At 46.8% G+C, this 26800-nt stretch carries 20 protein-coding genes; 18 read left to right on the top strand and 2 right to left on the bottom strand.

Features of this window, described 5'->3' with window-relative positions; translation table 11 throughout:
- Positions 1-7: 7 nt before the first annotated feature.
- The 8 genes from HPY28_RS00855 to HPY28_RS00820 all read left to right on the top strand — a co-directional run bounded on the left by HPY28_RS00855 (position 8) and on the right by HPY28_RS00820 (position 10027).
- Positions 8-1030: an ABC transporter ATP-binding protein gene (locus HPY28_RS00855; protein ID WP_174229896.1), complete on the top strand. Its 1023-nt coding sequence runs from the start codon at positions 8-10 to the stop codon at positions 1028-1030.
- Positions 1023-1979: an ABC transporter ATP-binding protein gene (locus HPY28_RS00850; RefSeq protein WP_174229895.1), complete on the top strand. Its 957-nt coding sequence runs from the start codon at positions 1023-1025 to the stop codon at positions 1977-1979. Before HPY28_RS00855 ends, HPY28_RS00850 begins: the two co-directional genes overlap by 8 nt.
- A gap of 27 nt (positions 1980-2006) precedes the next feature.
- A complete protein-coding gene (locus tag HPY28_RS00845) occupies positions 2007-3638 on the top strand; it encodes a peptide ABC transporter substrate-binding protein (RefSeq protein ID WP_174229894.1) in 1632 nt (543 codons plus the stop codon).
- Between the two features lie 212 nt (positions 3639-3850).
- Positions 3851-5113 carry an aminopeptidase P family protein gene (locus HPY28_RS00840; RefSeq protein ID WP_017248511.1) on the top strand — a complete coding sequence of 421 codons (1263 nt, stop codon included), beginning with the start codon at positions 3851-3853 and terminating at the stop codon, positions 5111-5113.
- Between the two features lie 274 nt (positions 5114-5387).
- A complete protein-coding gene (locus tag HPY28_RS00835) occupies positions 5388-6776 on the top strand; it encodes a helix-turn-helix domain-containing protein (RefSeq protein ID WP_174229893.1) in 1389 nt (462 codons plus the stop codon).
- A gap of 358 nt (positions 6777-7134) precedes the next feature.
- Positions 7135-7365 carry an aspartyl-phosphate phosphatase Spo0E family protein gene (locus tag HPY28_RS30850; RefSeq protein ID WP_017248514.1) on the top strand — a complete coding sequence of 77 codons (231 nt, stop codon included), beginning with the start codon at positions 7135-7137 and terminating at the stop codon, positions 7363-7365.
- Between the two features lie 198 nt (positions 7366-7563).
- Positions 7564-9054, top strand: coding sequence for an aminotransferase-like domain-containing protein (locus HPY28_RS00825; protein WP_174224549.1), 1491 nt, complete (start codon positions 7564-7566; stop codon positions 9052-9054).
- 46 nt (positions 9055-9100) lie between these two features.
- Positions 9101-10027, top strand: a complete 927-nt coding sequence (locus HPY28_RS00820) for a D-alanine--D-alanine ligase (protein WP_174229892.1) — start codon at positions 9101-9103, stop codon at positions 10025-10027.
- Between the two features lie 67 nt (positions 10028-10094).
- Here the strand turns inward: HPY28_RS00820 and HPY28_RS00815 are convergent, their stop codons facing one another.
- Complete coding sequence (locus tag HPY28_RS00815; protein WP_017248517.1) at positions 10095-10652, bottom strand: helix-turn-helix domain-containing protein; 558 nt, start codon at positions 10650-10652, stop codon at positions 10095-10097.
- A 128-nt stretch (positions 10653-10780) separates the two neighbouring features.
- Here HPY28_RS00815 and HPY28_RS00810 point away from each other — a divergent pair, with 128 nt between their 5' ends.
- The 5 genes from HPY28_RS00810 (at position 10781) to HPY28_RS00790 (ending at position 17187) form a co-directional block, all read left to right on the top strand.
- Positions 10781-11737: a PLP-dependent cysteine synthase family protein gene (locus tag HPY28_RS00810; RefSeq protein WP_174224547.1), complete on the top strand. Its 957-nt coding sequence runs from the start codon at positions 10781-10783 to the stop codon at positions 11735-11737.
- Between the two features lie 164 nt (positions 11738-11901).
- Positions 11902-12924, top strand: a complete 1023-nt coding sequence (locus tag HPY28_RS00805) for a MerR family transcriptional regulator (RefSeq protein WP_173621836.1) — start codon at positions 11902-11904, stop codon at positions 12922-12924.
- Positions 12925-13021: 97 nt separating this feature from the next.
- Positions 13022-14641, top strand: a complete 1620-nt coding sequence (locus HPY28_RS00800) for an ABC transporter substrate-binding protein (protein WP_174229891.1) — start codon at positions 13022-13024, stop codon at positions 14639-14641.
- 27 nt (positions 14642-14668) lie between these two features.
- Entirely contained in the window at positions 14669-16105 is a 1437-nt protein-coding gene (locus tag HPY28_RS00795; RefSeq protein ID WP_173621837.1) for a serine hydrolase domain-containing protein, read from the top strand.
- Positions 16102-17187, top strand: coding sequence for a serine hydrolase domain-containing protein (locus tag HPY28_RS00790; protein ID WP_174229890.1), 1086 nt, complete (start codon positions 16102-16104; stop codon positions 17185-17187). Before HPY28_RS00795 ends, HPY28_RS00790 begins: the two co-directional genes overlap by 4 nt.
- Before the next feature lie 46 nt (positions 17188-17233).
- Here HPY28_RS00790 and HPY28_RS00785 read toward each other — a convergent pair whose 3' ends face one another.
- Complete coding sequence (locus HPY28_RS00785; RefSeq protein ID WP_174229889.1) at positions 17234-19291, bottom strand: LuxR C-terminal-related transcriptional regulator; 2058 nt, start codon at positions 19289-19291, stop codon at positions 17234-17236.
- Positions 19292-19479: 188 nt separating this feature from the next.
- Between HPY28_RS00785 and HPY28_RS00780 the strand changes: the two genes are divergently transcribed.
- The 5 genes from HPY28_RS00780 (at position 19480) to HPY28_RS00760 (ending at position 26795) form a co-directional block, all read left to right on the top strand.
- Positions 19480-19905, top strand: a complete 426-nt coding sequence (locus tag HPY28_RS00780; RefSeq protein WP_174229888.1) for a VOC family protein — start codon at positions 19480-19482, stop codon at positions 19903-19905.
- A 70-nt stretch (positions 19906-19975) separates the two neighbouring features.
- Positions 19976-22639 carry an IPT/TIG domain-containing protein gene (locus HPY28_RS00775; protein ID WP_174229887.1) on the top strand — a complete coding sequence of 888 codons (2664 nt, stop codon included), beginning with the start codon at positions 19976-19978 and terminating at the stop codon, positions 22637-22639.
- Between the two features lie 333 nt (positions 22640-22972).
- Positions 22973-25924 carry a formate dehydrogenase subunit alpha gene (gene fdhF, locus HPY28_RS00770; RefSeq protein WP_174229886.1) on the top strand — a complete coding sequence of 984 codons (2952 nt, stop codon included), beginning with the start codon at positions 22973-22975 and terminating at the stop codon, positions 25922-25924.
- A complete protein-coding gene (locus HPY28_RS00765; RefSeq protein ID WP_017248527.1) occupies positions 25924-26403 on the top strand; it encodes a helical membrane plugin domain-containing protein in 480 nt (159 codons plus the stop codon). Before fdhF ends, HPY28_RS00765 begins: the two co-directional genes overlap by 1 nt.
- A complete protein-coding gene (locus HPY28_RS00760; RefSeq protein ID WP_017248528.1) occupies positions 26400-26795 on the top strand; it encodes a phosphate-starvation-inducible protein PsiE in 396 nt (131 codons plus the stop codon). Before HPY28_RS00765 ends, HPY28_RS00760 begins: the two co-directional genes overlap by 4 nt.
- Positions 26796-26800 lie beyond the last annotated feature (5 nt).

The following is a 26800-nucleotide window of genomic DNA, read 5'->3' as shown; positions in this document are numbered from 1 at the left end:
GTACATCGTGAAGCCATTGTTGGAAGTAGATCAGTTGCGCGTCTCCTTTCGCACGTACGGTGGAGAGGTGCAGGCGGTAAGAGGGGTTTCCTTTTCTGTGAAGGAGGGGGAGACGTTGGCAATTGTCGGAGAAAGCGGCTGCGGAAAAAGTGTGACCGCCCGGGCATTGATGGGAATGATTCCTCCGCGATCCGGTCAGGTAAAAGACGGCAGCATTCGGTTTCGCGGGCGTGAACTGACTGGGCTGACGAAGCTGGAATGGCAGCAGGTTCGCGGGTCGCAGATCGGTATGATCTTCCAGGACCCGATGACCTCGCTGAATCCAACGATGAAAATCGGCCAGCAGATTGCGGAAGGCCTGATCAAACATCGAAAGCAGACGAAGACAGAAGCAAAGGAAGAGACGCTGAAACTGCTTGTAAGGGTAGGCATTCCGGAGGCGGCGAGGCGATTTGAGCAGTATCCTCACGAGCTAAGCGGAGGCATGCGGCAGCGTGTCGGAATCGCCATGGCGCTGGCCTGCCAACCGCAGTTAGTTATCGCCGACGAACCGACGACTGCGCTCGACGTGACCATTCAGGCACAGATCCTTCGTCTGATGAAAGAGTTGCAGGAACAATTGAACACGTCGATCATTTTGATCACCCATGATTTGGGCGTCGTCGCAGAGGTGGCCGACCATGTAGCGGTCATGTACGCAGGCGTAGTGGTGGAAAGCGGCCCGGTGGGAGAGATCTTTGACAACCCACGCCATCCCTACACACAAGGGCTGTTGCAGTCTGTGCCACGTCTCGATGCAGGTAAAAAAGAGCGGCTGATCCCCATCGAAGGGACACCACCGGATCTGTTTCGTCCGCCTGTCGGTTGCCCGTTCGCTGCCCGTTGCCGATTTGCCATGGAAATTTGCCTGGAGCATATGCCACAAGCGAATTCGTTTTTCAATCAGCATGAGGCAAGCTGCTGGCTGAACGACCCGCGTGCCATGAGAACAGAAGCGTGGATGATGGCAGGGAGGGAGACACATGATTGACAACATTGTAGGGGTGGAGAATCTCGCTAAATCGTTTGAGATTGGCGGGGGACAACAGGTAAGAGCTGTTGATCGAGTCTCTTTTGAAATCAGACGAGGGGAGACGCTTGGAATCGTTGGGGAAAGCGGATGCGGCAAGTCTACGCTGGGCAGGACTATCGTGGGCCTGTACCCAGCTAGTGCGGGGCGCATCCTGTTTCAAGGTAAAGACATCGCCAGGATGGATAGACGTGAACGACGGGAAGCAAACCGCCACATGCAGCTGATCTTCCAAGATCCGCAAGCCTCACTCAATCCGCGTTTACGAGTGGGCGACATTATCGCAGAAGGAATCGACTCCTATGGATTGGCAAAAGGAAAAGAGCGAGAAGAACGCGTCTATCGGCTGCTGGAGCTAGTAGGATTGCACCCAAGCCACGCAAAACGCTTTCCGCATGAATTCAGCGGCGGACAGCGGCAGCGTATCGGCATCGCCCGCGCGCTTGCGGTGGAGCCTAGTTTTATCGTGGCAGATGAGTCCATTTCTGCACTGGATGTGTCCATCCAAGCGCAAATCGTCAATCTTTTAGCTGATCTTCAGGCAGAGCGGTCTATCACCTATCTGTTTATCGCCCATGACCTGTCGATGGTGAAGCACATCAGCGACCGGATCGGCGTGATGTACTTGGGACAGATGATGGAGCTTGCACCGAGCGAGCAGTTGTTTGCCACACCGCTACATCCGTACACGCAGGCCTTGATCTCGGCTATGCCGGTTTCCCATCCAGCCCAGCGCGAAGAGCGGGAGCAGATAGTACTGACGGGAGAACCGCCCAGCCCCATTCATCCGCCAAGTGGTTGCCCGTTTCGCACCAGATGTCCGGTTGCACAAGGTGTTTGTGCCGAAACAGCGCCGGTCTGGAAGGAGGTGAGGCACGGACACTGGATCGCTTGCCATCTTGTACAGTAGATAGAGGAGAACAAGGAGGAAATCATAATGAAAAAGGGATTACTCGCTATTGCCGCATTGCTGGTGCTCGCTGTGCCTGCGCTTTCTGCGTGCAGCAGCAATAAACAGGTTGCGTCTTCCGAACAACAGACGGGAGCAGCCGTCAAACAAGTCATTACCACTAACCTGCGGGGCGAACCGTACACATTAGACCCGGCATTCGCTTCCGATACCACTTCGTACTGGGTGATAGACCATCTGTATGAAGGATTGTACCGTTACAGCGAAAATGGAGACATCAGCGAAGGCGCAGCAGAAAAGGTGGACGTCTCCCCGGACGGAAAAACCTACACATTTACCCTGCGCCCCGAAATGAAATGGTCGAACGGCGATCCGTTAACGGCACATGACTACGAATACTCCTGGAAGCGCGTGCTGAATCCACAGACCGCCGCCTATGAACCATCCGCACTCTACTACATACAAGGCGCGGAGGCATACAACACGGGCAAAGGCAGCGTGGATGACGTTCAGATCAAGGCAAAGGATGACCGAACACTCATCGTTGGACTGAAAGACCCGATCACCTATTTCCCGAAAATCATGATGAGTCGCGCCTATCTGCCGGTGAATAAGAAAGTCGTGGATCCAGACAAAAACTGGGCGGTCGAAGCGAAAGGCATCGTGACCAATGGCCCATACACCGTAGAGAGCTGGGACCACAACAGTCAGCTGACAATCGCCAAAAGCCAGAGCTATTGGGAGAAAGAAAAGGTAACGATGGACACCGTCCACTTCAAGATGGTAAACGAAGCAACCACCTACTACCAGATGTTCAAAACAGGAGCGCTTGATCTGATTGACTCCCTGCCGATCGACGTGATTGAGCAGGAAAAAGAAAAAGAAGAGTACAAATCATTCCCGGACTACAGCATTTATACGTACACGTTTAACGTAGAGGAAAAGCCGTTTACTAATGCGAAAATTCGTCAGGCCTTTTCCTACGCGATCGACCGGGATATTCTGACGAAAAACGTGACCAAGGGAGGCCAGCTCCCGGCGTACGGTTATACGCCATTCGGGGTGAAAACTCCTTCGGGTAAGGACTTCCGAGAAGAAGTGGCCCCTTACTATCAGTTTGATCCAGCCAAGGCGAAGCAACTTCTAGCTGAAGGCTTGAAGGAAGAAGGCTGGACAGAGCTTCCTCCAATTACATTGAAATACAGCACCGCGGAAAACCACAAGAAGATCGCCGAAGCGCTGCAAGAAATGTTCAAACAAAACATGGGCGTCCAAGTGAAGCTGGAAAATCAGGAGTGGAAGACGTACATCGATACGTTCAAGCAGAAAAACTTCCAGATGGCCCGCATGGGTTGGGGCGGCGATTACCTAGATCCGCTCGCGATGCTGGAGCTGTACACAGGGAAAAGCTCCCGCAACTTCACCAACTGGGCGAATCCAAAGTTTGACGAGCTGATCGAAAAAGCGAAGGTCGAACAAAACGAGGAAGTACGCATGAAGCTTTTGCACGACGCTGAAACCATTTTGATGCAGGACATGCCCGTCATCCCGGTTTATTTCAATAACGAAAACTACCTCAACAGCAAAAAGATCGAAGGCATCCGCTTTAGTGTAACCGGGACACCGGACCTGCGCTGGGCGAAAAGAGTCGCGGAGTAACGTAATCTATTAAAACAAGGAGCAGCTTGCCTAATGCAACTGCTCCTTGTTTTATGGACTCAACAATAGCTTTATTACGAAAGTCGTTTCCCAAATGATGAAAGTATCCTAAAATATAGAAGAACGGAGGAGATATGACGACCTATCAAAAGTGAAATCGGCAGATAATTATCAGACTATACTGAACTCTAAGGCGAAGGGGTATAAAACAAATGACAATAACCATGGATTCAAAAGAGTTCATCAATCGCCGTCAAAGACTCGCAGAAAAAATGCCTGATCACAGCGCGGTTGTACTATTTTCAGGGGTTGTCAAGACACGCAGCCATGACGATAAATATCCGTTTACCCCAAACCGCAACTTCTATTATCTAACCGGCATTGCGCGAAGCAACCTCATTCTCATGATCACAAAACGCGCTGGCATCGTGACCGAAACGTTATTTCTTCAGCGCCCAAATGAACGGGAAGCGAAATGGACAGGGGCCGTCTTATCGGATCAAGAGGCGAAGGAGCAGTCTGGTATCGAACACTTCGACTATCTCGATGAGTGGCTAGAGTCATTTGGAACCTTTATGAGGCGCTGCGAAGGCAAGTACTCCCTCTATCTTGACTTGTATCGCTATCTGTGGAGCGATGAGGTGACCCCCGCAGAGACTTTTGCCGAAGACGCGCAGAAGAAATACCGGAACCTGCAGATTCACGATGCGGGACTATGGCTGAAAGAACTGCGCAAGGTGAAGAGTCCGGCTGAGATCGAAGAAATTAGACGGGCGATTGCGATCACAGATGAAGCAATCCGACGCATGTGGTTGCATGCACGTCCTGGAATCATGGAATATGAGCTAGAGGCGCACTATGATTTCGCGTTGAAATCGCATGGTGTTCGCGAGCTACCTTATTTACCCATTATTGCTAGTGGGATCAATGCTACTATCTTGCACTATGAAGCGAATAATCAGCGTTCGGAAGATGGTGACTTGGTTCTCCTCGACCTCGGTGCAACATCGAACTACTATGCGGCTGATATTTCGCGAACGTTTCCCGTGAATGGTCGCTTTACAGAGCGTCAGAAAGCGATCTATCAACTCGTGCTCGAAGCAGAAATCAAGACCATCGAAGCAGTGAAGCCTGGTGTCACACTTCCACAACTAAATGATGTCACGAAACATGTCTTGACAGATGGCCTGCTACGTCTCGGTCTCATCCAAGAGAGCAGTGAGCTGTCCAAATACTATTATCATCCCGTGTCTCATCACCTTGGCCTGGATACGCACGATATCCCGGATTACAATGTTGCTTTGCAACCTGGTATGGTGATCACGATTGAACCAGGTCTGTACATAGAGGAAGAAGCGATTGGCATTCGGATTGAAGATAATGTGTTAGTAACAGAAGACGGCTGCGAGGTGCTCTCATCGCAGATCCCGAAGGAAATCGAAGAAGTGGAATTGTTGATCGGGAAAAAGGAATAGGGAACGCTTGCGAGCAAATGAGTTCATCCATTACGGTCACTAGCTTCAATTCCGAACTCTCGTAGTTTCCAATTTAAGGTACTTCCCACAATCCCAAGAATCTGTGCAGCCGCACACGCTCACATGCAAATAACCATAGCAATCTCTGTTATGGTTATTTGCATGTGAACATCCTCTTACAAAAACGATTAAAATGATAAAGAAATGTTTCGTGCACCTTCCATAATAAATCATTTGATTGTAAAATAAAGGAAAAATAAGAGGGTGATCCATTATGGGGGGACTGCTAGGGACAATGCACCAGTCGCTGCGGTCAGAAATCGAACAACATCGGCGAGCGCGCGGTTATACTTTGAGCAAACTAGGGGATCTAACTGGAATTAATCCGGGAACATTGAGCGAGATTCTAAATGGAAACCCGCCTCGGGCTATCACCATTGGTCAATTAGACGCACTCGCTGCCGTGTTTGACTACGAGCCTGGCTGGTTGTATGAATTATACCCCGATGAATGTTTATATGAAGGGAAAATCTCGCGCCCCCGATTGATACCTTACTTAATTCGAAGCGCCGAGAATGGACGAAAGGATTGCATTGAAGCAGTTGCCTCCCAATTGCTGGAGAATCCCAAAAATATCTCCATCCTTTTTACTGTGGCAGAGCAATTATACGAGGATGGGAAACTGGGAAAGGCGGTGCCATTCTATGAGTACGTAATTGAGAACGAGAAAGATAGCTACTCTACCCAGTTTGTGATAAGTCACTACCGGTTATTTCAGGCAATACTCGGGACAAATGCTGATGAAAATGAGAAGGCTGTTATTCGCTTTTCCCCATATCGAAAGCGATTACCAGAAACGGATCAATTAGACGCTTTACTTAATTTAGCTAAGGTTTGTTTCACTTTGCAAAAATGGAGTGAAGCGGAAACTTACGCAGATGAGCTAAGAGTGCTTTCCAAAATTATCTATCAAGATGAGCTGCAAAAACGCAGAAAAAATCGAGAGGCAGAGTTGATAAAAACAGAACGTCCACTCGTCTACTACTATGGAATGGGTTATTTATATAAAGGCTTGGTCCTACAGATGCAAGGCGGTTATTCCCAATCCAAAGAATATGTACAAACATACGCCGATTTACATTGGTTTGAACTTCTTGACGATGAAGGGAGAAGAATTGTTGAGCGGTTTGCATTCTTTGCGAAGGCGAATTGTTACACACTGGAAGTATTAATGGGGAATGAAGAAATCATTAAGGAATATACCGACTATCTAGCGGAACAGCCTGCTGAAATACTTCCGGGCCTCGTTACGATTATGGAAGCTGCTAATAAATATCATTTTTGCGTGGATGAAGTTTTATTACGTCTCTCTAAAGATATTGCTAGATTTCATGAACGAACATTGTTGGTTAATATGGTTCAGCACCTCCAATATCGATATCAAAAAGCAAAATATGATTTTACAAAGGGACGCATTGAAAGTGGACTCAATGAAACCCTACACTGTTTAGTTCAATCGGATTTGATGAATCGCCATTATGATGCTCTGCAATGTGTGCAGTTATTTGAAAAATATCGCCATCTTGCCTCGCCATCACAAATTCTCCAATATCAAGCTATTGTAATTGGAGAGAAGAAGGCCGAAGCTACATTTATAAACTAGTTGTAGGATGATGTATCAATAATCACGAAAAAGATGATAAGTAGAGAGGATGAAAAAGAATGAAATATGTATTCCTAGCAGTTCTTCTAACGTTTGGGTTGAGCAGTGGCATCGTTTACGAACCCCAAAAGTCTGGCACACCACACGTTATTAATTATCAGCATGGTGCAGATTTTTAGAAAGAGTTGATAAGACAAACAAAAAACATCCTTTCGATAGGATGTTTTTTTCTATTCAATTTTTTCTTAGTCGGTGAATTCTTGCATATTCATTTATAGTTATTATTGTCATATTTTGTAAATCATAGGAGGTGCTTAACATAAAGGCTACCGCAAGTTCATTAGAAAGGGACGTTCTTGTGCACCCAGGAACATCCCCGAAAAGCAAGAGTAAGATCTGGGGCGCGGGAATAGAAGCAAGTCGCCACCACTTAGATCTAGAAACAAGCATCGAACAACTACGACAGCAAATGATTGAATTGGCAGGAAAACATGGACTTTCAAGTGACGTAGTTTTGGGTGTAAGCCAGCAATTGGACAAATATATTGTAATGGCGCAAAACAACCATAAAGCGGATAGCATCTGGTGAAGGATTCACTATCGGCCTACTAAAAATGACTACAAAAGAGGAACCCTTAAGATAAATGGGTTCTTTTTTACTTTCATTTTTACCGCTGGGTGGATGCTGATTGCTACCGAGGAACCACCGAAGGATGAAAAATCCAGTGCAGTGGTTCTTTTTTTCTCTCGTCTCCCATGCCATCATTATAGATGGGGGCGATGAAGGATGTTCCAGGATTTCAAGCTTGTTGGTGACCGTCCAGTTGCGATACAAGTGAAAGAATACGTCAAACGTTTAATAATCAAAGGCGCGCTCCAGGCGGATCAGAGGCTGCCCTCCACACGAGAAATGAGCAGTTTGCTTAAGGTGAGCCGCAATACAGTCATCGCAGCTTACGAAGGCCTAGAGGACGACGGCTTTACGTATGCGATTCCCGGCCAAGGCAGCTATGTTACCACTATGGTGGGCCATTTGGCTGCGGATAACAGAGGCGCTGACAGTTCCGCCTCTTGGCAGATCGACTGGAAGGCACGAATGAACGAATATGCTGTATCCGCTGCAGAGCTGGACATGATGAAGCAGGGCATTCGCGCCAAAAAAGGAATCATTTCTTTTACAAGCATCGCGCCGGATGAGCAGTTGTTTGATCTGGGGGATGTAAAGAGAGCCTTTATGGATCGAATGGCAATCGAAGGACAGGTGCTGCTCAACTACGGCTATGCCAAGGGTTACAAGCCATTAATTGATTACTTGATGCGTTATATGGAGAATAAGGGCGTCGATGTAAGCGGCAAGGATATGCTGATTACAAGCGGGTTTACAGAAGGTTTTGACATAGTGTTGTCGGCACTGCGCCCTTCTGTTCGCCGTGGGGCAGCCATTTGTGAAAATCCGACCCATCATACTGCGATCAAGAATTTGAAGCTGCAAGGATTTGAGATTACCGGCATTCCGATGGAGAGTGATGGTATAGATGTGGAGCAGCTCGAGGCAGTTTTGCACAAGCAGACAAACAGCTTCGATCTGGCCTATTTGACTCCTTCCTATCACAATCCGACAGGCATAGTCATGTCGCCAGCGAAGCGCAGTACCGTTATGAAATTACTGATGCGCTATCAGATTCCGGTGATCGAGGATGGATTCAATGAAGAGCTGCGCTACTCGGGAGCGCATGTTGCGCCATTAATCGCCACAGCAGGAAAAGGGAACGGAGTCATCTATATTGGTAGTTTCTCCAAGGTACTGTTCCCAGGATTACGAGTGGGCTGGGTGCTTGGAGACAGCGCACTGATCGACAACCTCGAAAGCATTAAGCGTGCACGCACCATTCATACATCTACCATCGATCAATCGATCTTATATCAATATTTGCTGAACGGAAACTTTGATAAATATGTAAAAAAAGCCCGCATGGAATATAAGCGCAAATATGAGCTGACGAAGGCATGCTGTGAAGCACATCTCCCTCTGGCGCAGTTGTCTGGCGATGGGGGCTTGCATTTGTTTCTTACCTTTCCGTCAGGCGTAAATACACGCGAGCTGCTAGAAGCTTGCACAGAACATGGTGTCATTTTTACACCGGGCGACAAATTTTTTATTCAAGAAGGAACAGGGACGAATACGTTGCGGCTTGGTTTTTCACGAGTAACGGAAGAAAATATCGAGCGAGGTATTCAAATAATCGGCAAACAGGCGCATCGCTTTCTTAAGGCATAACGATTACAAACCGCACAACCATTTTGAAGAAAAATGAGGTGTCATCATGAAGATAGGCGTTATTATGGGTGGTATTTCTTCTGAGCGTGAGGTTTCTCTGAAGACTGGCCAAGAGATGATCAAGCATTTGGATCGCAGTCGCTATGAGGCAGTTCCCATTGTCGTTACGCAGAGAGCGGATTTAATCACACAGGTTCAGCAGGCAGGCATCGATTTCGCGCTATTGGCGCTACATGGCCAATATGGCGAGGATGGCACGATACAGGGAGCGCTGGAGACACTGGGTATTCCATATACAGGAAGCGGTGTCCTGGCAAGCAGCCTATGTATGAATAAGCAACTGTCCAAAATGCTGCTGAAGGAGGCAGGCATTCAAACGCCTGCAGGGCTTTACTGGAAGGACGTTTATGATCTTCAGGCGGTAGAGCAATTGGGTTACCCGGTGATTGTGAAGCCGAATACGGGAGGATCCAGCATCGGTGTCCAGCTCGTGCATAATGAGAAGGAGCTGCTGTCGGCTGTTCAGGAAGCCAGCCATTTGGATCAGGGGATCTTGATTGAGCCCTATTTGAAAGGGACGGAGATTACCAGCGCGATTCTGGATGGCGAGGTACTACCGATTATCGGCATTCGCTCCGCGCATTCAGAGTGGTTCGACTACCGAGCGAAATATGAGGACGGCGGTGCGGAGGAGAAGGTGATTGAGCTTCCTCCCGTTACCCAGCAGTGTGTGCGCGAGGCGGCGCTTGCTAGCTACCGACTGCTACAGTGTAAGGTCTATGCAAGGGTCGATATGATTTTGTGTCAGGATATGCCTTACGTGCTAGAAGTGAACACCTTACCGGGGATGACCGCCAACAGCCTGTTTCCAAAGAGTGCAGCTGCAGCAGGTATGACCTTTTCGCAGCTGCTGGACCGTATTATTGCGAGCTCGCTCCATGAACGGAAACAGGAATGGGGAGAACAATGCTAGCGGATAGCATCTATACAAGTGTCTAACGGAAGAGAAACCCTACATGTAGTGGGGTTTCTCTTTGTTTTCATTGACTTGAGTAGTGAATGACTACGGAACACTTTACGATACGATCTCCAGTGTTGCGATAAAGGTGTGGCCTGTCTGCTTTAAAAATCAAAGTATCCTCAGGTTCAACGATATAAACTTGTTCATTGACAACAACCTCTAACGTGCCTTCATTTACGAGAATGAATTCCTCAACCCCAGTTGTATGCGGTTCTGCTATATGCTCGCATCCTGGTTCAAGAGTTACTGAAAAGATCTCAAACTGTTGTTCAGGATTATAGGGGACAAGCGGATACACACGATATTGTCCGTTATTTTCAATAATGGGATTTACTTCTTTCTTTTTTACGATCGTAACATTGGGCTTGTATTGACTAACGAGTGAAGAAAAGGATAAGCGCAACCCACTAGCTATTTTCCAAAGGGTTGTGATTGTTGGAGCAGACTTGCCTCTTTCAATTTGTCCTAACATCGTTTTACTAACTCCTGTTAATTCAGAAGTTTTATCCAAGCTCAAGTTTCTTTCTTTCCGAATACGCTTTATGTTCTCTCCGATATTTGTGTGAAATTCTTCCATCAAAATGGCCCTCCATAGAGTTTGGACGTTATATTGCACGTATGTACGTTATACTTTACAATCGAGCTCTATATAGTTTGAAGCAGACACTATATAGTCCAAAATATACGAAAAGAGGCGCTATGTCTATGGAGAACACGATTTTATCAGGCGTTCATCAAGCGATTGGTAACACTCCCATGGTCCATCTTTCTAGGCTAACAGAAAAGCTCGCTGGAAATATTTTCGCCAAATTGGAATATGTAAATCCAGGCTTTAGCAAGAAGGATAGAATCGCTTTGCAGATTATTGAAGAGGCTGAGGAGGCTGGAATACTAGAACCGAATGACACCGTTGTGGAATTAACGAGTGGCAATACAGGGACTGGGCTTGCGATTGTTTGCGGAGTCAAAGGGTATAAATTCGTTGCTGTTATGTCAAAAGGAAATTCAATGGAAAGAGCGAGAATGATGCAAGCGCTCGGAGCAGAAGTTGTTTTAGTAGACCAAGCGCCTGGTTCCCCTGTAGGGCAAGTTTCTGGTGAAGACCTTGCTAAAGTGGAAGAAGTAGCACAGCAAATCACAAAAGAAAGGAATGCGTTTCGTGCTGACCAATTTCATCACATTGGCAATCTCCATGCTCATGAATTTCACACGGGGGAAGAAATTTGGAAACAAACAAATGGAAAAGTAGACGTTTTCCTTGATTTTGCTGGTTCTGGTGGCACTTTTACAGGTTGTGCAAAAACGTTAAAAAAGTATAATCCCAACATTCGTTGTTATTTAGTTGAACCTTACACCGCACCGTTCTACTCTGGTAAAGCTGCTACTAACCTCAATCACAAGATCCAAGGTGGGGGATATTCCATGGATTTACCTCTTCTGGATAAGAACTTCGTTACAGACTACATCCATGTTACAGATGAAGAAGCGACACAAGTTGCTAGAGAACTGGCAAGAAAAGAAGGAATATTCGCAGGATTTTCTTCGGGAGCAAATGTTGCGGCTGCCTTACAGCTTTTGAAAGGGAAAGAAAAAGGGGCCAATATTGTGCTAACGATTAATGATTCAGGTCTCAAATATTTAAGCACAGATCTCTATGAATAACTTCAACCGTCCAATCATGCGAGTTTATGAAGCCAAGTGTCACAACCACCTGGCTTTTTCCTATTCAAATTACACGACGGTGAACGCATGATCATCAGTTGGCATATTGCCTCTTGAATCTCAAGTTACTAGAGGTTTTATAATTGGCTAGGGGGTGTTGTCACGTGCACGGAAAGGCGAGGAACAGATTAGACACCACACAAAATCAACAAACTGATCGAACAATGAAGGACGTGAAGTTCTTCATCGGACAAGTGGCGAAAATGACAGGTTCTTCTGTACCCACTGTTCGTTATTATGACGAGATCGGCCTGCTTTCACCTTCTGAGATAACTTCTGGAGGTCATCGCATGTATACGGCAGAGGAAATCTGGCGGTTAAAACTGATCCTAACCCTTCGCTATTTAAACTTTGGTATTGATGAGATTAAGAGAATGTTAGCTGGGGATATACCTGTTGATATGGCGATAGAATGGCAAATCGAAGCTTTGGACATCCAAATGCGTACGCTTGCCAGCATGAAATCCATTTTGGAACAAACAAAGCAGAGTAAGGGTAACAGTGATTCTTTGAGCTATATGCACGATTTAATTGAATCAATTTCTACAGATGCATTGGAACGAGAAAAGTTTATTTTGGAAAAAATGATTTCGTCCGTTTTTCCTGAACAATTCCCGGTGGAATGGCGAGAGATATTTTTATTAGGGGTTAACGTCTCCTCGTTGCTGGAAGGCAAGCTTTCGGCAGCACAAACGGCTGCATTAGATGAGTTGGAGGAAATGTTTAATAATCCAGAGATTGTCCGGGAGATGAAGCAAGATGTCATGTCCTTCCTAGAAATAGTTCACCTGCCTAAGATCAGTGTGGAGATGTGGAGCGCCAGAATGCTTAAAAACCTTAAACAGTTGTTAAAAGCAGCTGAGCAACATGCAACTCCAGACAGTCCTGTCGTACAGGCGAATGTTCAAGAGTATGTCTTGATGTTTGCCGATGTTGACGAACTCCCTGTCTCGCAGTCATTTTTCCGTCGGTTTGCTGAAAAGATGCTTTCAAGCCAATCAGAAAATCTCGAACGTTTCAGAAGAATTTGCTCAATCCTGTATCCTAGTCTGCAATCGTATATGAAAACAAATGAATTATTCTACCAAGCATTACAGTGGAAACTTCAACAAATGGATAAAGAGTAAAAGTACTCTTTGTTACAGCTTGCGAAGGAGGTGAAATCATCTGTCATCATCGGAAGCTCTTTCAAAAAGAAAAGGGAAGGAGGTGGCATGCTGACATATGAAGAAAAACAAGCGAAAAACGTACAGTGTCTTTTGGCGGGGATTTGTCATTCTATGTATGATCTTGGTGGTTGGTTGCAGCACGCAAACAACTGTGCCAGCCGCGCAGCAGGAGGGTGCTGAACCCAAAACAGGCGGAACGATTACAGTAGCGTACCCCTTTGAACCGGATACGTTAGATGCTCACATGTCTGTTGCATCTGCTGGGGTCTATACCTGGTTGCTCGGTGGATCACTGCTATATAAGGATCCTGCCACAAACGAATACAAGCCCTCTCTTGCTAGTGACTATAAAATTTCTGAGGATGGCAAAACGTGGACCTTCACGATTCGTTCCGGGATTACCTTTCACGATGGGACACCTCTTACTGCAAAAAGTTTTAAGGAAACCTTCGATCGTGCTCTCAATCCGCAGACAAAAGCAAAAACAGCTGCTGAATTAATGGCTCCAATAAAAAGTGTGAAAGCGCCAGACGATCAGACTCTCGTTTTGGAACTACACGAACCCTATGCTGCCTTTCGCGATGCGCTAGGGAATTATTTAACGCAGCCGTTATCGTTGAAAGCGATTGAAAAGGCTGGAGAGAGCTATGGCCGGAATCCAGTGGGAGTAGGGCCTTGGAAACTTGAGAGCTGGAAAACAGGCGAAGGTGTCACCTATGTTAGAAATGAAGCCTTTCAGTGGGGAGAGCCTTACTATGAAAATCAAGGTCCTCCTAGAGCAGACAAACTTATCATAAAAGCAATTGCTGACAGCCAGCTCAGAATGTCAGCGCTAGAGAGTGGTGCTATCGATGTAGCAACGGAAGTACCTGTGAAAGATGCGAATCGTTATCGGAATAATCCGAAATATCAGGTGATGGAATACTTACGTCCTGGAGTGGGTTTAATGTTGGAAATGAATCTGACAAGACCGGAGTTCCAGGATATTCAGGTACGTAAAGCAATTAATATGCTCGTCAATAAAGAAGCCATTGTCCAAGCTGTTACGCAGGGAGAAGGCGAAGTAGCCCATACGGCGTTATCTCCATCTACGCTAGGGTATGACAAATCCTTAGAGAAGTACGGGTACCAGTATCATGTGAACGAAGCAAAGAAGCTGTTGGACGAGGCTGGTTGGAAAGTAAACGGAAGTGGTGTGAGAGAAAAGGACGGAAAAACATTTAGTCTGAATTTGCTGAGTACCGCAGATCTAGACAAAGAAGCCCAATTGCTTCAAGCCATGCTGGGAGAGGTTGGAATCGACACGAAGATTCAGAATCTAGAAATAGCAGGGTACATGCAGGAAGTCGTCAAAGGAAATTTTGATGTAACGCTGATATCGGGCGTCTATGATGACCCTGATATTTTATACTTTTATTTTCATTCCAACGGTCCCTACAACTTATCGGGAGTAAAAGATGACAAGCTGGATGCCCTCCTTTTGAAAGGGCGTACTACCATGCAGACTGATGCCAGAAAGCAAGTGTATATGGATGCACAGAAGCATCTGATTGAGCAAGCGTATGTTGTCCCTATCTATTACGATAAGGCCTTTACTGTCATCAATTCTCGAGTAAAAGGAGTCAAGTGGACATCTGTCATGCCGACATATAATGACAGCTGGATCGAGAACTAACTACATGTCAACAAAGGAGAGAAGCGCATGCCAAATAACGGATGGATTGAGTCTTTTGAAAAATACGCTCAAAAATGGATAACAAAAGGTCAGGTTCCTGGTGTTTCTATGGGAATAGCAAAAGATGGTCAAATCTTCTATAGTAACGGATTTGGCTTTCGTGATGTGGAACGGCAGTTAGGAGTTACAGTCGATACGGTATTTGGAATTGGATCCATCACAAAATCCTTTACTTGTGTGGCGGTCATGCAATTACAAGAAGCTGGTAAGTTATCCGTACATGACCCTGTTGTCAAATACTTGCCGGAGTTTCGACTGAAAAATAATGATGTGGGACAAATCACGATTCATCATTTTATGACGAATACGAGTGGGATTCCTCCCTTGCCAACGTTTTTTGCAAGTGTGATGCGAAGTTTGGAAGAGAATGAGGCAGAAGACTATCCATTTCTGCAAAACGAGACAGATGTTACGGTACCAATCGATACGTACGAAGACCTGATGAGTGTTATCGCTACATTAGATTTAGAGCTTTTAGGGCCACCCGGTACAGAGTTCAGTTATTCCAATGATTGTTTCGCCTTGCTGGGAGCGATCATTGAACGCGTCAGCGGGAAGTCGTATGAGACTTATGTCAAGGAGCATATCATAGATCCAATCGGGATGGAGCACACGAGCTTTTTTCTGGAAGAGCTGAATGGCTATGAGAATATTACAAATCTGTATATCATGCGAGACAGAGGCGATCACAAGGAAGTGGTCCCATCTCCGAATTGGTGGGATACTCCCGCTTCTCGGGCGGCAGGATTTATAAAATCAACGGTGCGGGATATGTTGCGATATACGGACATGTTCTGCAAAGGTGGGCTTACAGCAGGAGAAAATCGTATCCTGACACCTGAGAGTGTACAACTCATGATAACCCCTTACTTTCCGACTGACTTGGTACCTGGTCAATTTTACGGGTACGGCTTGCTCATAACTTCTGACTACTACGGGAAAAAGTTAGTTGAACATAGTGGTGGTATTAAAGGGGTTACGGCTCAAATGTGCTTCTTTCCCGAAACAGGACTGGCCGGAGTGGCACTGTCCAATCTAGAATTGTCGCCGGTTTTGGCGGTAATGGTAGGTGCGCTAAATAGTCTGGAAAACCGCCCTCCTGAAACCTCTCATCTGGTTAGCAAGATTGATTTTTTAACCGAGGAAGCCATGAAACAATTCGTGGGGGATTATCAATCGAGTGAGTTGGGGACATTGCCGATCAGATTAGAAAATGGTCAACTGATGCTCTCCTTTTTGGGAGAAAATTACGTAATGAGACCATTTGCTGAAGATCTCTTTGTAGTACAGGCGTTTGGAACAGATTTCTCGGCACGGTTTATCAGATTGAGAAATCATGAGATTGTTCGAGTGTCTTTTGCTGGAAGACAATTTTATAAAACGAGTGGGGGAAACGAGAAATGACCCAACAAGCCAATGTAAGCGATGCGAGATGCCGCCAGCTTGATGAGCTTTTTTCTACGCTTGCCGAACAAAACAATTGGAGCGGTAACATCTTGATTTTGGAAGAAGGGAAACCTTATTATCAAAATTCCATAGGATTGGCCAATCTAGAAACGGCTGAAAGATTGTCACCAGATTCGGTATTTGAACTCGCATCGGTTTCCAAGGCGTTTACAGCAATGGCAATCATGATCTTGCAAGAGCAAGGGAAGCTCGACTATTCAGATAAAGTTGACGACCTCCTTCCAGATTTTCCTTATGCCGATATGACTGTAGAGAATCTACTCGTACACACATCCGGTTTGCCTGATTACATGGAGTTGTTTTCGCAATATTGGGATAAAACACAAGTGGCTACGAACCAAGACATACTCGATCAGCTAATCAAGCATCGACCCAACGTCTTGTTTCAACCCAATGAAAAGTATGCGTACAGTAATACCGGCTATGCTTTATTAGCATCTATCGTAGAACACGTAGCTGATACACAATTTGCCGATTTCTTGCAGCAACAGATATTTCAACCACTAGGTATGCAGCATACGAAAGTGTACAACCGAAGATATTCGCCTGAGTTGATCCAGCATTACGCGTATGGATACGTGTATTCTGCTCAATCTGAAGCATTTGTGTTACCGGATGATTCCAGTGAGCACGATTTTGTCATTTATCTGGATGGCATTCAGGGAGACGGCGCGGTCAGTTCAACACTGGATGACTTGCGTAAGTGGGACAGAGCTCTCTACACAGAAAAGCTGGTAAAAAAAGAAACGCTAGAGAGAGCGTTTTCCCCCGTTCAGCTTACTGACAATAGTTTATCAAATTATGGTTATGGCTGGCGGCTGCGTGAAAATCAGGTGACAGGAAAAGTTGTGCATCACAGTGGGGGCTGGCCGGGGTATCGAAGCTACTTGATACGATATATTCAAACAGATAAAACGATTATTTATCTCACAAACGTGGATCAGGAACGTGATTTGACAGAAAAGGCTGTAGAGGCAATCGAGAATATTTTATTTGAACGACCGTATGACATTCCATAGCCATATAAAAAGAGGAGCCGCCATCGACGGTTCCTCTTTTTTCGTCCTACACAAGCATTTTTTTCACCAACTGTGTCCGGTTGCTGACATCCATTTTGTCAAAGATCGATTTCAAATGTTTTTTCACTGTGACTTCGCTCAAATACAAGCGGGCAGCGATTTCCGCATTCGTCAATCCCTCCAGCACAAGGCTGGCTACTTCCTGTTCTCGTGCCGTCAGCGTACTCATTTCTATCGTTGTGACTATGCCAGGTGATGTCGGTGGAGAAGCATCTGGAGTCGCTTCTTCTTCCAGGCGAAAATCCGCATCCAATCCGGATCGTTTAAGCAGTTTTTGCAAATAAGCGGGAAGATGCTCGCCTTGCGTATCACGGAAAAATACGAGGGTGGGTGTTACTCCGTCATAGTTGGTGTGGGTGGCGAAATCGGCTATATCAAACCCCAAACTTTCGTGGGCAGCTTTGAAAAAAGGAAATGGTGCAGGTGAACACAACAAAAACTCTCCGGAGAACATCAAACCGTGCAACATATGGCCAATAGCTGTATGTTGGGAAACATCCTCGTAATCATCTTGATGAATGGAGTGGATGAACCAGCCAGCCCGTGTGTGTTCCGGCACGCGAAACCGTTCTAGCTCTTGTTTGGATAGAGCAGTGAAATAGGAACGAGAACCGGAATGTTCCATCAGGTAAGGAAGGGTTTTTTCGTTGATGGGAACAACTGCAGCAAGTGCCGAGATCGCTCCGTTATCATTGCGCAAAACGCGAAGCACGTCGTATCCCAGCGAGAATAGACGGTCATGATCAAGCCAATTCAATGGGTACAAGGTTTGCTCCGCTGTCAGGTGAAAATCAAAATGTCGGTTCGTGTGCGGATCAAATAGCTTGATCGTTTTAGGGGAGGGACAGTGCCGCTGATTGCGGATATACTCCAGTAGTTCTTCCCGATGACCAGTGTGGATTGATTCGAACGGTTTGGGTAATGGGTCGAACCAATTTAAAAAGGCTCGGATGAGTGCGTCACCTAAAAAGAAGGTAAGCTCTAAAGCTTCTGGTGTACGGACCGAATGAGCTGACTTGGTGAACTTCTCATAATAGTAGTGAACGGCCCGCTTTTGCAAATCTGCAAAATGAAGCGGAGTCCGTGCCCGCATATCCTGGGCAATAGATTCTCTCATCAAGGAATGAATCGTCCAGCCGCTGTCCACTTTCCGTACAAACGAAAATCGGATCAATTGGAAAAACTCGGACGCGGTGATTTCCCTTTTTAATAAAAAAGACAGATTATCCTGATTAAAGTGTCGCAATACGGCTGCTGCTTCCACGAGAGGACGCAAATGCTCGCCGGGAACTTCGCGCAGCCATTGGCTTACGACAAACGGCAGCGTGTCCATTTCCTCATGAAAAGCCCCGTTTCCTTCCTGATCTTTCGGCTGCAAGGTAAAGGACAGCAATGACAGGGTAAGGGGATGCCCTTTGGAGCGCCGCCACATTTCTTGGATGATAGTCGGTTCAAAAATGTGACAGTAATGCGCATACCGCTCGACAGCATCGTAAGGAAGATGGGATAAAGGGACCCTACTGATGAAGTGCCGCCAACCGGGCGAAAGAAGCCAAGCTTCAGACAGCGGATGCCTCCCTGCGATCATGATCAGGATATTCGCGCTTAATCGTTTGAAAAAATATTCGCGCAACCAATGGTCCAAGCCGTCCAAGTTCTCGTAAATGTCGAGAAAGAGGACGAGTCTTTGATCGGCCGCTTTTTCATTCAGCTTCGAAACGCATTCCTCCAACAATTGGGATGGATGCTGCTCTTCTCCCTTATGATAGACATGCAATGCCTGCAAAATATGCAGGCAAAAATCAGAGGGCGTGTGCCAAAATTGCTCGCTGTCCAAAGAGAGAGTAGCTGCTTGCCGCAGATGAGCTTGCCGCCTGAGCTCGTCGAGCAAATAGCTTTTTCCTACGCCTGCGGTCCCGAAGAGATTCATGATTTTTTTGGAGCGCCGCTCATCCGCAAGCAACTTCAAAAAATGAAGGACTTCCTCGGTTCGTCCTACCAACAGACGACTTTCCAGCTCTTCAAGGCTATCCTGATAATTCATAGCATCACCTGCTCCATCACAAGGTTTTTCCTTTTTCTTCCTACGATTTTACTACGCTTCTTTTATACTGGGTACTCATATTTATCGCACGGGTATCCTTTTGGATGTATCCTTTCGAGTAATATCGAGCCCCGTATAGTCGGTGTTAGGATGAAACAGGCGAGTCAATACGAAAGGATGGAGGGAACATGTCAAAGCTAAGCCGCATGGGTCACATTTCCTTATATGCGCATGATGTTCGCAGATTGGCCTCTTTTTATGAAACCGCACTTGATCTTGCAGTGGTGAACCATAGCGACGAAACGGCATGCTTGGCGATTGATCCGCAATCGGGCAGGCACGATTTGCTCATCTTAAACAATCCGCATCATGTGCATCTGGCATTTTGGGTAGATACGTTGGATCACTTCAAGGAAGTGTGGAGGAGGCTGACGGATCACGGAATTTTGGCACATGGTCCGTATGTGGAGAGCGAATATGCACGTTTTTCTTTTCTTGATCCGGAAGGCAATCATGTGGAGATTATATGGGCGCATCGAGGAGAAACACCACATCCACAAAGAAGAAAAATCAGCTTCCGGGAGTTAGAGGAATTCGGCGTAAGCCAAGAATGATTCGTCCGTGCAATGGAGACTGGCTCGCACAAACTATTTCATTCATTGTGATAAGGGAGAGGAAAAAAGAATGTCAACTTCTACAAACACTTTCCATGCAGGGGGAAATACGCTCGGGATTACGACCATGGCTGTGAATCCGACAACCTTCCAAGCAGCCCCCCAAATGGTTCAGGATCGAATGACGTATCACAAAGCGGTGCTGGAGTCATTCGGAATTACATCCCTGTCTAGTCTGGGGTCGCTCAAGATCCGTGGGACGGTAGTACCTCAGTCGGGATTGACGAAACCAAGCCCAACTCTCGTCAGTGGGAATACCATGATTCAGTCTGCGTACCGAATCGACTCAGCTAAATCTTCATCAACGTTGCAAATGTTGAGTGGAAAAGCAGAACTGTTGCAAACCATCCCGTTTCCTAAAAAAATGACGGCTACATTAGCGGTACCATCTCCTGCTTCGGCCTTGAATATATCGGTGGACACTGCCTATTGGGCCGCATCGGAAATTTATATCGAGGATGGAACCAATGTTATTTTGAAATATCCGCAGCGCTACTTGATCATCATCGCCGAAAAGTTGACGGTCGGACAAAATGTTACGTTTACATGGGAGCGCCCTTACCGCTATGTTCCAGCCAAACGACAAAAACCAATAACACCCTCTGATGCACCGATGTCTTCGACGCTCTCCGGCATTCCGGGGACACCTGGAACACATGGATTGCCCGGAGACCGTGGATTCGACGGCGCTGCTGCTCCTGAACTCGAATTATGGGTACTTAATCTGGCGGGACGTCCTCATTTTGACTTGAAAGGGCAAGATGGCACACAAGGTGGGCCTGGGCAAGACGGTGGAGATGGTGGCCGAGGAGGAAAAGGCAAGCCAGCTGAATTGGATTGGGCAGGTTTCTGCAAAGCCGGAGCGGGAGCTGGTGGAAACGGAGGGCGCGGCGGTGCAGCAGGATACGGAGGTCCGGGAGGCAATGGAGGCGCTGGTGGTCGGTTGACCCTGTACGCGCCACAAACGATCATCCAAAATTATTCGCAAGGCTTTGCGATTACGATTGAGGGAGGCAGCCCGGGGGCAGGAGGAATTCCTGGTAATCCTGGAGCAGGCGGACCGGGTGGTGCGGTGGGTGACACCAAGAATGGAAAATTCGGTACGGCATGCGGTCCAGGGCCAAGAACAGCAGGTCAACCGGGAGAACAGGGTTCATTTGCCGATGCTGGTCGTGTCGGATATGCGGGAGGCCGATTGTCTGAACCTGTCAGCTTTCGAGCCATCGACGCAGATGAATTCAGACGCAAGCTCTTGGAGCCATCGATTAGCCATGTATCTCCGCGCTATGCATTCGCAGGTGATACAGTGACGCTGGAAGGAAGTCGTTATACCAAAACCGATGTCGTGCTGATCGATGGCACGGAAACGAAAACCCAGGTAGTAAGTGATACCATGCTCCATTTTGTCTTGCCTTTCGTGACAGGGGGCTCCCGCACGCTTCAAGTACGACAATCAGATATGACTCTTTCCAACAAGGCATCCGTCTTCGTGAATCCACGAGTCATTTCCGCCCAACAGGAAAATCAAGTGAAAACACGGGTGAGGCCCGGACAAAAAGTGATCGTGAACGGAAGCGGCTTTTCCGAAGGGACACTTGTCTTGGTAAACAACCAAGAAATGCCCGATGTACGGATGTTAAGCTCGACGCAAATGGAATTTACCTTGATTCGACCGGCCGATGTTGCGAGCAATCCAGCGGGTGAACAGGTGACCCTGAAAGTGCGGCTTTCCGATGGCACACCTTCCAATGAAATTCAACTGACCCTAGAAACTTTCCATATGCTCGTGATGGGCGATTCCGTGAGCTGGGGGCAAGGCTTGCAGGAGCATGAGAAGTTTTATTCCATCGTGGGTGCAGCCGTTCAGGCCAGAGAAGGAAATATCAAGCAATATACACAAGTACTCGCTCATTCCGGCGCCATTATTGGAGAGGGTAAGGATGATGTAGTGGCCCCCGTAGACGGCGAGGTACCTAAATCATTCCCAACGATCCTACAGCAATGTGCGTTCTTCAAAGGCGAGGCTGACTTGGTGGATCTGATTCTTTTGGATGGAGGTATGAACGATGTCGATGTTCGGACAGTTCTGAATCCTTTCCATCCAGCCGATTTGGGGAAATTACATTATGACTATTTCTTTGTGAGCATGAAGAAATTGCTGGTCGAGGTGACGAATAAATTTACACAAGCCAAGGTCATCGTTACCGGTTATTATCCACCTGTGTCTGAAAAGAGCGATATGGCTGTGGTAGAAGCACTATTGATCGGCGTAGGGGCCATTGTCGGAGGTGTCGGCGGCGGTGCAGCCGGAGGAATTCTGGGTGCAGCTGAGTTGGAAAAGGTATACAAACGCTGTGCCCAGCTTGAAGCAGAATCAAAGGTCTACTTGCGGAAAGCCATCGATGAGAGAAATGCGGAGCTCGATAAACCGCGTATCTTTTTCGCCGATCCGAATTTTGGTCCGGAGCATGCGGCGCTGACGGATGATCCCTATGTATTCGGCATCAATTTGGACCTGACTCCTCAAGACCTGATCGCAGCCGAGCGCCTCGTCTCCTGCACAGAAGCAGGGTGCACAGGCTTGGATTTCGAGATTTGCAAGCGTGCCTCGATCGGTCATCCCAATCAAAAGGGAGCCCAAGCGTACGCAAACGCAATCTTGCCTCTTCTGTAAGCAGTAGAATCATAGGATGATTGACACAGATACGCTGTCGGAGGAACTGATGTTCCCTGACAGCTTTTTCATGTGCCCAATCCTTCCATAAAAAAAGTTGGATTTCCATGTAGATCCGGTGATATAATGTTGCCGTAGCTGATCATAGTTGGTGAGTAATGACGAATTGCTCAATCATCCTGATCTCACCCATAGATATGTTGGGACGGATAACGAGTATCATTGGATGCTTCGAAATTAGCCCACCATCAAACGATTTGCGCATGGCCATGTGTTCATGCTCAGGTTGTTTGATGGTGGGCTTTTATTATTTTCTTGGAGGTTTTAGAGAAGATGCAAAAAATTAGCTTTGAACTAAATGGAGTGAAGCATGAAGCGGAGGAAGGAACCCGTATCCTAGATTATTTACTGCAACAGGAAATAGAGCATCCTCACATCTGCTACTCACCCATATTAGGGCCCATTCAAACTTGTGATACATGCATGTGTGAAATTGACGGGAAAATGATGCGGGCATGCTCGACTCCTATCGAGGAAGGGATGCATATCCTTACATCCTCCGAACGGGCAAAAGGTGCACAGGCAGAAGCAATGGACCGGATCTTGGAAAACCACATGCTGTATTGTACCGTCTGCGACAACAACAACGGAAATTGTCGGGTTCACAATACGGCAGAGCTGCTCGAAATTGAGCACCAAACACGCCCGTTCCGAGAAAAAAAGGAAGAAGTGGATATGTCGCATCCCTTTTATCGCTATGATCCCGATCAATGCATTCTCTGTGGCCGTTGCACGGAGGTTTGTCAGGATTTACAGGTAAATGAAACGCTCACCATCGATTGGGAACGAGAGATTCCTAGAGTGATCTGGGATGATAATAAATCGATTAATGAATCATCTTGTGTGTCATGCGGTCAGTGTGTGACAGTCTGTCCGTGCAATGCACTGATGGAGAAATCCATGCTCGGTGAAGCTGGCTTTCTGTCAGGGATAAAAAAAGACCTGTTAAATCCGATGGTCGATCTCATTAAAGAAGTCGAGCCTGGCTACAGCAGCATTTTTGCTATCTCTGAAGTAGAGGCGGCGATGCGGGAAACAAGGACCAAGAAAACGAAAACCGTATGTACGTTCTGTGGGGTAGGCTGTTCATTTGAGGTATGGACCAAAGGCCGCCACATTCTAAAAGTAGAACCAACGGAAGATTCTCCAGTCAACAGTGTCTCTACTTGTGTAAAAGGGAAGTTCGGTTGGGATTTTGTTAACAGTGATCAACGTTTGACTACACCTTTGATTCGAAAGGGAGACGCATTTGTGCCAGCTACGTGGGATGAGGCGCTTGCACTGATCGCCGAGCGAATGGGTTCCATCAAGCAAAACTACGGAGGCAACGCGCTTGGATTTGTTAGCTCATCCAAAACGACCAATGAAGATGCCTACCTCATGCAAAAACTGGCGCGGCAGGTATTTGAATCAAATAATATTGACAACTGCTCTAGGTACTGCCAGTCACCTGCCACCGATGGGTTGCTTGCAACGGTAGGATACGGTGGTGACTCGGGTACCATTCAAGATATCGCAAGTGCTGGATTAGTCATCATCGTCGGTGCGAATCCAACAGAGGGTCATCCCGTCTTGGCAACCCGCGTGAAACGGGCAAAGAAACTACACGGTCAAAAACTGATTGTCTCAGATCTGCGCAAGCATGAAATGGCCGAACGTTCCGATCTTTACCTGCATCCAAAGCAAGGGACCGATTTTGTCTGGCTGACGGCAGTCGCGAAGTACATCATCGATCAAGGCTGGCATGACGAAGCCTTTCTCCAAAACCGGGTAAACGATTTTGATTCTTATCGGAAAATGCTTGAAAAATACACGCTGGAGTATGCTGTGGAAGTAGCCGGGCTGACAAAAGAACAGTTAATTGAAACAGCCACAATGATTCGCGAAGCGGATGGTACTTGCATTTTGTGGGGAATGGGTGTGACGCAGAATATCGCGGGTTCGCATACGTCAGCCGCTATCTCTAATCTCTTGCTGGTAACAGGAAACTACGGTCGACCAGGAGCAGGAGCCTATCCATTGCGTGGACACAACAACGTACAAGGCGCTTGCGACATGGGGACACTCCCCACCTGGCTGCCGGGGTATCAGCCAATTACGGATGATCAGGCGAGGGCCAAATTTGAAAAGGCGTATGGCGTAACGATCTCGAACAAATCAGGCTTAACCAATATTGAAATGCTGGAAGCGGTGGAGAAAGGCGAACTGAAAGCCATGTACCTGATGGGGGAAGACATGGCTTGGGTCGATTCCAACGCCAACCACGTGCATGATACGCTCAGCAAGCTTGATTTCTTTGTCGTACAAGACATATTTCTGACCAAGACGGCTCAATTTGCCGATGTCGTTTTACCTGCGTCTCCATCCCTGGAAAAAGAGGGGACCTTTGTGAATACGGAAAGACGTATCCAACGGTTGTATCAAGTAATGGAACCACTGGGAGAATCAAAACCGGACTGGTTGATCATCCAACTAATCGCACAACGAATGGGCGCAAACTGGAGTTACCAACACCCAGGAGAGATCATGGACGAAATTGCGAGCCTGGCACCGATTTATGCTGGAGTCTCTTATGATCGTTTGGAAGGATGGAGCAGCTTGCTTTGGCCAGTGCAACAAGATGGTACCCACGAGCCGCTTCTGTACAAAGATCAATTCAACTTCCCAGACGGAAAAGCAAGACTTTCGCTCGTTGAATATGTTCCGCCTATGGAGTATCCATCGGAATTTGATTTTACCTTAAATAATGGACGACTACTGGAGCATTTCCATGAAGGAAATATGACGAATAAATCAAAAGGCATCCAATATAAGCTACCGGAAGTATTTGTGGAGGTTTCCCCTGAGCTTGCTCGCGAGCGGGGGCTAAAAGACGGTTCGTTGGTTCGGCTCGTCTCTCCATACGGAGCCATTAAGCTTCGTGTTCTCGTGACAGATCGAGTCAGCGGTAAAGAATTGTATGTACCCATGCACTCTGTTAGCCATGAAAATGCCATTAACCTTTTAACCGGCAGCGTCGGGGACGTTCGCACGCAAACCCCTGCCTACAAGCAAGCAAAAGTACGTATGGAGTTTCTCAAAGAAAAAGGAATGACTCCACTGCCCATGTACAATCCCCGCTATGCAAAGCGAAACCCTCAGTTGGGTGTCCAGGTAGAGCGCAAATGGGCGAGAGACGATTATGAACCGATTGCAGATGTAAACATGGTGGGAGGTAAAAAATAATGGCAAGACCGATTTCAAAAGTGGTAGAACCTGTTCTTACTGAAAGAGAAAAACAAGATCAATCGGTAGAAAGTGTCATACAAGCGCTCGCCAAAAATCCGGAAGGGATTCAGGCAACGATCAAGCTGCTCCAGGAACTCCATGAAAGTGGAATTCTTGGAGCACTCAACGCCGTCGTAGAGGCGAAGGAGGATATTGCCAAAATTGTCGTAGGGCAAATGGTACGTCCTCCTGTCACTACTATGATCAACAATGCGATGGCTGCCGCAGGTGGGTTAACAGAGCTAGATCCTGATATGACAAAAAAGCTGATGGGCGGTGTTACAAAGGGTCTACAAAGGGCCGATGATGCTCTTCGCTCTGGAAAAAAGGTTGGTGTCTTCGATTTGATGAAAGCTCTGCGTGATCCAGACATCAATCGGGCGATGGGTTTTGGTATAAACCTGCTGAAAGGATTAGGAGAGGGTTTAAAGGAATGATGAAAGAGACATCAATCGTGCACTTCTATCAACGGATGCTAAATACTTCACTCATCATTCTGGGGCTTGTCTTGAGCTTTTATCTAGTACGCGAACTGTATTTCATTGTGACAGCTGCACTTCTTGGTAATACTAACGTTCATGATATTTTGGAGGAAGTCTTAGCCTTTTTCCTGTACTTTGTTTTTGTTGCTATGATCGTCAAATATTTCAAGGAAGAGTATCACTTTCCGTTACGATACCTCATCTATATCGGCATTACCGGCACGATACGTTTTATCATCGTCAATCGTGATGACGCTATGAATAATCTGATTCTATCGCTAGTAATACTTATCCTGGTCATTTGTTACCTATTGTTGGCTCCTCGTAAGAACAAACAAGGGGAATGAAAGGA

It is taken from the genome of Brevibacillus sp. HB1.2 (assembly GCF_013332495.1).
GTDB classification, from domain to species: Bacteria; Bacillota; Bacilli; order Brevibacillales; family Brevibacillaceae; genus Brevibacillus; species Brevibacillus porteri.
The sequence above is the reverse complement of the archived record's forward strand: the minus strand, read 5'-3'. Positions and strand labels throughout refer to the sequence as shown.

Bases quoted from the DNA above. Each gene is read 5' to 3' on its own strand.
- HPY28_RS00790 (WP_174229890.1), top strand. From the start codon at position 16,102: ATGACCCAACAAGCCAATGTAAGCGATGCGAGATGCCGCCAGCTTGAT.
- HPY28_RS00795 (WP_173621837.1), top strand. From the start codon at position 14,669: ATGCCAAATAACGGATGGATTGAGTCTTTTGAAAAATACGCTCAAAAA.
- HPY28_RS00775 (WP_174229887.1), top strand. From the start codon at position 19,976: ATGTCAACTTCTACAAACACTTTCCATGCAGGGGGAAATACGCTCGGG.
- HPY28_RS00825 (WP_174224549.1), top strand. From the start codon at position 7,564: ATGTTCCAGGATTTCAAGCTTGTTGGTGACCGTCCAGTTGCGATACAA.
- HPY28_RS00815 (WP_017248517.1), bottom strand. From the start codon at position 10,652: ATGGAAGAATTTCACACAAATATCGGAGAGAACATAAAGCGTATTCGG.
- HPY28_RS00780 (WP_174229888.1), top strand. From the start codon at position 19,480: ATGTCAAAGCTAAGCCGCATGGGTCACATTTCCTTATATGCGCATGAT.
- HPY28_RS00800 (WP_174229891.1), top strand. From the start codon at position 13,022: ATGAAGAAAAACAAGCGAAAAACGTACAGTGTCTTTTGGCGGGGATTT.
- HPY28_RS00760 (WP_017248528.1), top strand. From the start codon at position 26,400: ATGATGAAAGAGACATCAATCGTGCACTTCTATCAACGGATGCTAAAT.
- HPY28_RS00785 (WP_174229889.1), bottom strand. From the start codon at position 19,291: ATGAATTATCAGGATAGCCTTGAAGAGCTGGAAAGTCGTCTGTTGGTA.
- HPY28_RS00850 (WP_174229895.1), top strand. From the start codon at position 1,023: ATGATTGACAACATTGTAGGGGTGGAGAATCTCGCTAAATCGTTTGAG.
- HPY28_RS00835 (WP_174229893.1), top strand. From the start codon at position 5,388: ATGGGGGGACTGCTAGGGACAATGCACCAGTCGCTGCGGTCAGAAATC.
- HPY28_RS00820 (WP_174229892.1), top strand. From the start codon at position 9,101: ATGAAGATAGGCGTTATTATGGGTGGTATTTCTTCTGAGCGTGAGGTT.
- HPY28_RS00840 (WP_017248511.1), top strand. From the start codon at position 3,851: ATGACAATAACCATGGATTCAAAAGAGTTCATCAATCGCCGTCAAAGA.
- HPY28_RS00845 (WP_174229894.1), top strand. From the start codon at position 2,007: ATGAAAAAGGGATTACTCGCTATTGCCGCATTGCTGGTGCTCGCTGTG.
- HPY28_RS00765 (WP_017248527.1), top strand. From the start codon at position 25,924: ATGGCAAGACCGATTTCAAAAGTGGTAGAACCTGTTCTTACTGAAAGA.
- fdhF (WP_174229886.1), top strand. From the start codon at position 22,973: ATGCAAAAAATTAGCTTTGAACTAAATGGAGTGAAGCATGAAGCGGAG.
- HPY28_RS00810 (WP_174224547.1), top strand. From the start codon at position 10,781: ATGGAGAACACGATTTTATCAGGCGTTCATCAAGCGATTGGTAACACT.